The organism is Streptomyces sp. 8N706 (assembly GCF_052245415.1).
Taxonomy (GTDB): domain Bacteria; phylum Actinomycetota; class Actinomycetes; order Streptomycetales; family Streptomycetaceae; genus Streptomyces.
This window is the reverse complement of the sequence record NZ_JBQQBW010000024.1, coordinates 70,165-77,471: the sequence shown is the minus strand read 5'-3', so window position 1 is coordinate 77,471 and position 7,307 is coordinate 70,165. Positions and strand designations below refer to the sequence as shown.

The window sequence follows — 7,307 nt, the reverse complement described above, 5'->3', positions numbered from 1 at the left end:
GTCTCCCCCGTCTCCCCGACACCCCACCTCCCCGTCTCCCCGACACCCCACCTCCCCATCTCCCCGTTCCGCTGTCTCCACCGTTCCGCCGATCCCTTGAGCCACTTGGTCCACTTGCGCCTCGCTGCACTTGATCTCGACTCCGGTCGAGGTTGCACCGTGGAGAGACAGCCGGTCGATCCCCCGGCAGAACAGCAAGGAGAAGCGCCATGATCCTGGTCATCGGAGCCACCGGAAACGTCGGCCGCAACGTCGTCTCCGAACTGCGGGAGGCGGACATCGCCGTCCGCGCCCTCGCTCGCGACCCCGCCGCGGCCCGATTGCCGGTGGGCGTCGACGTCGTCCGCGGCGACCTGTCCGACCCGGACTCGCTGGAGGAAGCCCTGAGAGACGTCGACGCGGTGTTCCTGGTCTGGCCGTTCCTCAACGCCGACGCCGCGCCCCCCGTGCTGGATGTGATCGGGAAGCACGCGCGCCGGATCGTGTATCTGTCCTCCGAAGGAGTCCGGGAGGACACCGACGAGCAGGGCGAACCCATCACCGGCTTCCATGCCGCCATGGAGCGTCTGATCGAGCGGTCCGGGCTGGAATGGACGTTCCTGCGACCGACCGGGTTCGCAACGAACGACCTGGGGTGGGCGGAGCAGATCCGTCAGGGCGACATCGTGCGGCAGCCCTTCGGAGCCCTCTCGAGGCCGCTGATCCACGAGCGGGACATCGCGGCGGTGGCGGCCCGCACCCTGGTCGAGGACGGGCACACCGGTCGGAAGTATGTGCTGACCGGTCCCCGGTCCCTGACCACGTGGGAGCAGGTCGACACCATCGCCAAGGCCCTCGGCCGCCCGCTGCGCTTCGAGGAGATCCCGCCGGACGCCGCCCGGAAGGCCATGATCGCCCAGGGTTGGCCGCCCGAGATCGTCGACGGCATCCTCGGCGCACACGCCCACATGGTGACGCACCCCGAACCGGTGAACCGGGTCGTGGAGGAGATCACGGGCGTACCCGCACGCGCCTTCGTCGAGTGGGCGGAGGACCACGCCGACGACTTCCGCTGAGGCGGAGCAACAGCAAGCAGGCAGGCAGGAAAGAGCCCCGGTGCGGGGGGGGATGCACCGGGGCTCAGCTCAATGGGGAATCATGTGTTACGCAGCAGCATCGAAGCCCGTGTCGCGGGCCATCTTCTTCAGCTCCAGCAGTGCATGCTTCTCGATCTGGCGGATCCGCTCACGCGTCAGGCCGTGCTGCTTGCCCACCTCGGTGAGCGTACGCTCCCGGCCGTCGTCGATGCCGTACCGCATCTTGATGATCGACGCGGTGCGGTTGTCGAGCTTGCCGATCAGCTCGTCCAGGCCCTCGCGGCGCAGCATCACCAGCACCGACTGCTCGGGCGTGGCCGCCGAGGTGTCCTCCAGCAGGTCGCCGAACTGGGTCTCGCCCTCGTCGTCGACCGACATGTTGAGGCTCACCGGGTCGCGCGCCCAGTCCAGGACGTCACCGATGCGCTCGGGAGTGGAGTCCAGCTCCTCCGCGATCTCCGTGTGCTCCGGCTCGCGGCCGTTCTCACGGTTGAACTCGCGCTGTACGCGCCGGATGCGGCCCAGCTCCTCCACCAGATGGACGGGGAGCCGGATCGTACGGGACTGGTCCGCGATGGAACGGGTGATGGCCTGCCGGATCCACCACGTCGCGTACGTGGAGAACTTGAAGCCCTTGGTGTAGTCGAACTTCTCCACCGCGCGCACCAGGCCGGCGTTCCCCTCCTGGATCAGGTCCAGCAGCGGAAGCCCACTGCGCGGGTAGCGCCGGGCGACAGCCACGACGAGGCGCAGGTTGGAGCGGATGAAGACGTCCTTGGCGCGCTCACCCTCGGCGGCGAGGGCCTCCAGCTCCTCACGGGTCGCACCACTCGCCTCGGGGCCGTCCCCCTCGGCGGTGGATGTCACAGCGCCGTCGAGGATCTGCCGGGCATAGACACCCGCCTCGATGGCCTGGGACAGCTCGACTTCCTTCGCGGCATCGAGCAGGGGCGTACGCGCTATCTCGTCGAGGTACATGCCGACCAGGTCGCGGTCGGCGATCTCCCCGCCTACAGCGCGAACACTGTTGGCCCGGTCGGTCTCGGTGGAGTCGGACTGACGACGGGCGACGGCACGGGTTGCCATGCGTACTCCCTTGCGATGAGTCGGTCGCGGGTCAGGCGGACGTTCACCCTGGGACGGGTGCCCGTTCCGATGGAAACAACGACTGGAATCCGGACAGAATTCCCATGCCGTACGACGAATTTTGTGATCATGCAGTACCCTGTCCGACCGCACTGCGGGAGGCGACATGGCGTCGGGAACAGCAGAAGTGCAGGTCAGGCCGGGCGCGGAGGCTGACCTCGAGGCCCTCACCGATATCTACAACCACTACGTCCGCGAGACGGCCATCACCTTCGACACCCAGACCTTCACCGCACCCCAGCGCCGCCCATGGCTGTCCTCCTACCGTAAGGACGGCCCCCACCGCCTTCTGGTTGCCCAGGAGCGCACAACAAGCGGGCGGATTCTCGGCTACGTCACGAGCAGCGCTTTCCGGCCGAAGCCCGCGTACAGCACCTCGGTCGAGGTGACCGTGTACTGCGCACCGGGCGCGGGCGGCCGTGGTATCGGCACCCTTCTCTACAAGGCGCTGTTCGAGGCACTGGAGGGCGAGGACCTGCACCGGGCGTACGCGGGGGTTGCCCTGCCGAATGAGGCCTCGGTCCGTCTGCACGCCAGCTTCGGCTTCGAGCACGTCGGAACGTACCGGGAGGTGGGCCGGAAGTTCGGCCGGTACTGGGATGTGGCGCACTACGAGAAGGCCCTCGGCGCGGGCTCGTAGATCTGCCCGCGGTCCGACCGTCGGCCGGCGCCTGCGCCTGTACCCCTTCGGCGGCGCGGGATGGGCCGTCGGCCTGCCGCCGCACCGAGCGGCACCGGGACGTACCGGCGGGCGGGCACACGGCCCGCGCCGTCGACGAGGCGGCAGCCTCGGCCACGCGGCCCGGCCGGGCCGTGTGTCCGCGCCCCCGACCTGTCGGCTTTTGGTGGCCGGCGGCCGGGCTATGGCTCCTCGGCCTCGGCAAGGCGCTTGATCGCCGCAAGTCGGGCGTCCCACCGGGCGGCCATCCGGTCCGTCCAGCGCGCCCGCGCCGAGCGCCTCGGGGCGCACCGCGTAGCGCATCTCACGGCCCGAGCGCCGGCCCGCCACCATCCCGGCCGGTCCAGGGCGCCCGCGCGGGTACGACCGAACCACCCCGCACGCCCGCACGGCCGGACCCCCGAGGCCCGTACCGCCACGCCATACGCCCGCACGCCGCCCGAGGGCGCCGCGCGCTACCCGAACTGCACCGACCGTTTCGCCAGACCCATCCAGAATCCGTCGATCACACTGCGCCCACCGTCGAGGTCGCCGGAGGCCTCGGCCGCGCCGAGCGTGACGAAGAGTGGGGCGAAGTGCTCGGTGCGCGGATGGGCGAGCCGGCCGGCCGGGGATGTGTGCTCGAAGTCCAGCAGCGCGTCCATGTCCCGGGCCTCCAGGGCTCGCTGCCCCCAGTCGTCGAACTCCGCCGACCAGCTCGGCACCCCACTGCCCGCGTACCGAAGTGCGCTCAGGTTATGGGTGAAGAAGCCGCTGCCGACGATGAGGACGCCCTCGTCGCGGAGCGGCGCCAGCTTGCGGCCGACCTCCATCAGCCGCTGGGGATCCAGCGTGGGCATGGAGACCTGAAGGACAGGAATGTCGGCGTCCGGGAACATTTCCACGAGGGGGACGTACGCACCGTGGTCCAGCCCCCGGTCCGGCAGGTCGTGGACCGGCTCGCCGGCCGTACGCAGCAGCTTGCGGACCTGCGCGGCGAGGTGCGGGGCGCCCGGAGCCTCGTAACGGACGCGGTAGTAGCGCTCCGGGAAGCCCCAGAAGTCATAGACGAGGGGCCGTGTTTCGGTCGCTCCGAGGGCGAGCGGCGCTTCCTCCCAGTGCGCGGAGATCATCAGGATCGCCGCGGGGTGCGGCAGCCCGGCTGACCAGGCGGCGAGCTCACGCGTCCAGACCGGATCGTCGGCGAGCGGTGGGGCGCCGTGGCTGAGATAGAGGGCGGGCATGCGCCCGCCGGGCACGGTGTCGGTGGCGGACATGAGAACTCCGATTGAATACTTGAGAATTCAAGTTCTTTCAATGGCTCGACCCTACCCCTACTTTGTTTAAGTTTCAAGAAGATCCAGTACAGTGGATGTATGACGACGGGAAGCGACGACGAGCCACGCTGGCTCACCGACGACGAGCAGCGCACGTGGCAGGCGTATCTGCAGGCGACCGCGCTGCTGGAGGACCATCTCGACCGCCAGCTCCAGCGCGACGCCGGTATGCCTCATGTCTACTACGGCCTGTTGGTGGAACTCGCCCGGGCGCCGCGGCGCCGCATGCGGATGACCGAGCTGGCCCAGCAGGCCAAGATCACCCGGTCCCGGCTCTCCCACGCCGTTTCGCGGCTGGAGAAGAACGGCTGGGTGCGCCGCGAGGACTGTCCCTCCGACAGGCGCGGCCAGCTGACGGTCCTCACGGAGGAGGGTTACGCGATGCTGGAGAAGTCCGCGCCGGGTCATGTCGCCGCTGTACGCGGTGCGATCTTCGACCGGCTCGACCCCCAACAGGTGGAACAACTGGGCGAGATCTGCCGGATCATGGCCGAGGGTCTCCAGCCGGAGCGGGGCGCGGACCTTCCCTGGCTCCGCTGAGGCCGTGAGCGGTTCCCTCGCTCCGCTGAGGCCGGGACGACGCCCGTACGAGGACCGCGGCACGGGACAGCACGCGCCGTACGCGCCGCATCACTCGCCCAGTTGGTCGCCCAGTCACTCGCCCAGTCGATCCGCATCGGCCGCGCATGCGACATGCATCCGCAGCGCGATCACGTCGAAGGGCCCCGCTCCGACGTCATCACCCGGAGCGGGGCCCTTCCTCAGGCCGTAGCAACTACGGCCCCTCACCGACGACGGCGCTCACTCAGTGCGCGAGCACCGGCACCGCATCCTCATCGGCCGCGCCCTCTCCCGAGCCCGCGACCGCCTGTCCGCTCCCGCCCCGGGTGGTGACGAAGGTGAAGGCGATCGCACTGGCCAGCAGCAGAATGCCGACCGCCCACCAGATGGCGGTGGTGTAGCCGTGCACCATCGACTGGAGCTGCAGCGCCTTAGCGGACTTCGCCCCGGCCGCGTGCGAGGTGACGTACGCGGTGGTGGCGCTCGCCGCGATGGTGTTCAACAGCGCGGTTCCGACCGCGCCGCCGACCTGCTGCGAGGTGTTGACCATCGCCGAGGCCACCCCCGCGTCGCGCGGCTGCACCCCGTAGGTCGCCATGCTCATGGCCGGCATAAAGGCCGTACCCATACCGAGGCCGAGCAGCAGCTGTGCGGGCAGGATCAGCGTGGCGTACGAGCTGCCGACCTCCAGCTGGGTCAGCAGCAGCATGCCGGCCGCGGCGACCAGGAAGCCCGGCGCCATCAGCCGGCGCGGCGGGACCCGGTTCATCAGCCGGGCGCCGATCTGCGTCGAACCGGTGATCATGCCCGCGATCATCGGGAGGAAGGCGAAGCCGGTCTCGACCGGCGAGAAACCCTTCACGATCTGCAGGTAGTAGGTGAGGAACAGGAACAGACCGAACATCGCGATGACGGCGAGCCCCAGCGAGGCGTAGACACCGCCCCGGTTCCGTTCGGTCACCACGCGCAGCGGCAGCAGCGGGGCCTTGACCCTGGACTCCACCAGTGCGAACGCGGCGAGCAGCACGGCGGCCGCGACGAACAGGCCGATGGTCGGGCCCGCGCTCCACCCGTCGGACTCGGCGCGGGTGAATCCGTAGACCAGGGAGACCAGGCCCAGGGTGGACAGGACGACACCCGGGATGTCGAGCGGGGAGCGGTTACGGCTGCCCTCCGGCTCACGGATGACGAAGTAGGCGCCGGCCGCGGCGACCACGGCGAACGGGATGTTGACGAAGAACGTCCAGCGCCAGTTCATGTACTCGGTGAGCACACCGCCGAGGATCAGGCCCACCGCACCACCGCCACCGGCGATGGCACCGTAGATGCCGAAAGCCTTGGCGCGCTCCTTGGCCTCGGTGAACATCACCGCGAGCAGGGAGAGCGCGGCCGGGGCGAGCAGCGCGCCGAACGCGCCCTGGAGAGCGCGGGATCCGAGCAGCATCCCGGGATTGGCCGCCGCACCGCCGAGCGCGGAGGCCGCCGCGAAGCCGAGCAGGCCCACGACGAAGGTGCGCTTACGGCCCCAGAGGTCCGCGAGCCGGCCACCGAAGAGCAGCAGACCACCGAAGGCCAGGGCGTAGGCCGTGATGACCCACTGCCGGTTGCCGTCGGAGATGTCGAGGTCCGCCTGGGCGGAGGGGAGGGCGATGTTCACGATGGTCGCGTCGAGGACCACCATCAGCTGGGCGAGAGCGATGAATATCAGCGCTTTCCAGCGCCGGGGGTCGAGTGGGGAAGCGGAATCTGGCATGACGGTGCCTACCTCAGCGGTGCGGAGAAGTGAGAACGCCGCGTGGAACGGCGGCGCATGACGGACGGACGGGTGCTTCGGGTCTTTCTACGGTCGCTGTCGGAGGTCCTCCAGCGTGGCCGCGGAGCCGGGCAGTTCGGAGCGCGCCGGCGTGTGCAGGCCGTCCAGGAACAGCTGCAGATGGCGGTGGACGAAGCTGTCGAAGCCGGTGCAGCCCTTGCCGGGCAGCGGCCGGGTCAGCTGGGTGATCGCCACCATCAGGTCGCCGACCGCGATGTCGCCACGGAGCCGGCCGGAGCGCCGCGCCCGCTCCATCAGCGCCTCGATGTCGCGCTCGAGCCGCTGGCGGGCCTCCAGGTGTTCGGGATGGTCGGGGTCGATGCCGTCGGACAGCAGCGGACAGAGGGCGCCGATCCGTTCGTCGGCCGCCGCGTGGACGAAGCGCCGCAACGCCTCGAAGGCGTCGGGCTCCTCGGCCAGGGCGGCCTCCGCCTCGTCGGCGATACGGGACACGACGTACAGGGTGACGCGGTGGATCAGCTCACCGCGGTCGGGGAAGTGACGGTAGAGCGTCGCGTTGCCGACGCCGGCCCGGCGGGCGACCTCGTCCAGCGGGACGTCCGCCCCGTACTCGACGAACATCTCGCGGGCGGCGGCGATGATCCGCTCACGGTTGCGCAGGGCGTCGGCCCGCAGACGGGGCCGGGGATGCTGCGCGGTGGTCGCGGCCACGGCGGCGCCCCCCTCTCGGTATCGATGAATCGGGGAAAGATTCC

General features: G+C 69.9%; 7 protein-coding genes. 3 read left to right on the top strand and 4 right to left on the bottom strand.

The genetic code is table 11. The annotated features are described in order from the left end of the window. Positions 1 to 209 precede the first annotated feature (209 nt). The gene (locus tag ACTWQE_RS12155) at positions 210 to 1,055 is read left to right on the top strand and encodes an NAD(P)H-binding protein (protein ID WP_443328901.1); all 846 of its coding nucleotides are present in this window, start codon (positions 210 to 212) and stop codon (positions 1,053 to 1,055) included. 87 nt (positions 1,056 to 1,142) lie between these two features. On the opposite strand, the gene ACTWQE_RS12150 is transcribed toward ACTWQE_RS12155, so the two are convergent. After that, the gene (locus ACTWQE_RS12150) at positions 1,143 to 2,162 is read right to left on the bottom strand and encodes a sigma-70 family RNA polymerase sigma factor (protein WP_443328900.1); all 1,020 of its coding nucleotides are present in this window, start codon (positions 2,160 to 2,162) and stop codon (positions 1,143 to 1,145) included. Between the two features lie 166 nt (positions 2,163 to 2,328). On the opposite strand from ACTWQE_RS12150, the gene ACTWQE_RS12145 reads away from it, so the two are divergent. After that, positions 2,329 to 2,862, top strand: coding sequence for a GNAT family N-acetyltransferase (locus tag ACTWQE_RS12145; protein ID WP_443328899.1), 534 nt, complete (start codon positions 2,329 to 2,331; stop codon positions 2,860 to 2,862). Between the two features lie 494 nt (positions 2,863 to 3,356). Here ACTWQE_RS12145 and ACTWQE_RS12140 read toward each other — a convergent pair whose 3' ends face one another. Continuing rightward, complete coding sequence (locus ACTWQE_RS12140) at positions 3,357 to 4,157, bottom strand: dioxygenase family protein (RefSeq protein ID WP_443328898.1); 801 nt, start codon at positions 4,155 to 4,157, stop codon at positions 3,357 to 3,359. Between the two features lie 99 nt (positions 4,158 to 4,256). On the opposite strand from ACTWQE_RS12140, the gene ACTWQE_RS12135 reads away from it, so the two are divergent. Beyond that, positions 4,257 to 4,757, top strand: coding sequence for a MarR family winged helix-turn-helix transcriptional regulator (locus tag ACTWQE_RS12135; protein ID WP_443328897.1), 501 nt, complete (start codon positions 4,257 to 4,259; stop codon positions 4,755 to 4,757). 265 nt (positions 4,758 to 5,022) lie between these two features. Here ACTWQE_RS12135 and ACTWQE_RS12130 read toward each other — a convergent pair whose 3' ends face one another. Together ACTWQE_RS12130 and ACTWQE_RS12125 are read right to left on the bottom strand one after the other, a co-directional pair. Further along, on the bottom strand, positions 5,023 to 6,531 hold the full coding sequence (locus ACTWQE_RS12130; RefSeq protein WP_443328896.1) for an MFS transporter: 1,509 nt from the start codon (positions 6,529 to 6,531) through the stop codon (positions 5,023 to 5,025). 87 nt (positions 6,532 to 6,618) lie between these two features. Next, positions 6,619 to 7,263: a TetR/AcrR family transcriptional regulator gene (locus ACTWQE_RS12125; RefSeq protein ID WP_443328895.1), complete on the bottom strand. Its 645-nt coding sequence runs from the start codon at positions 7,261 to 7,263 to the stop codon at positions 6,619 to 6,621. Positions 7,264 to 7,307: the final 44 nt, after the last annotated feature.

Bases quoted from the DNA above. Each gene is read 5' to 3' on its own strand.
- ACTWQE_RS12140 (WP_443328898.1), bottom strand. From the start codon at position 4,157: ATGTCCGCCACCGACACCGTGCCCGGCGGGCGCATGCCCGCCCTCTAT.
- ACTWQE_RS12135 (WP_443328897.1), top strand. From the start codon at position 4,257: ATGACGACGGGAAGCGACGACGAGCCACGCTGGCTCACCGACGACGAG.
- ACTWQE_RS12155 (WP_443328901.1), top strand. From the start codon at position 210: ATGATCCTGGTCATCGGAGCCACCGGAAACGTCGGCCGCAACGTCGTC.
- ACTWQE_RS12130 (WP_443328896.1), bottom strand. From the start codon at position 6,531: ATGCCAGATTCCGCTTCCCCACTCGACCCCCGGCGCTGGAAAGCGCTG.
- ACTWQE_RS12145 (WP_443328899.1), top strand. From the start codon at position 2,329: ATGGCGTCGGGAACAGCAGAAGTGCAGGTCAGGCCGGGCGCGGAGGCT.
- ACTWQE_RS12150 (WP_443328900.1), bottom strand. From the start codon at position 2,162: ATGGCAACCCGTGCCGTCGCCCGTCGTCAGTCCGACTCCACCGAGACC.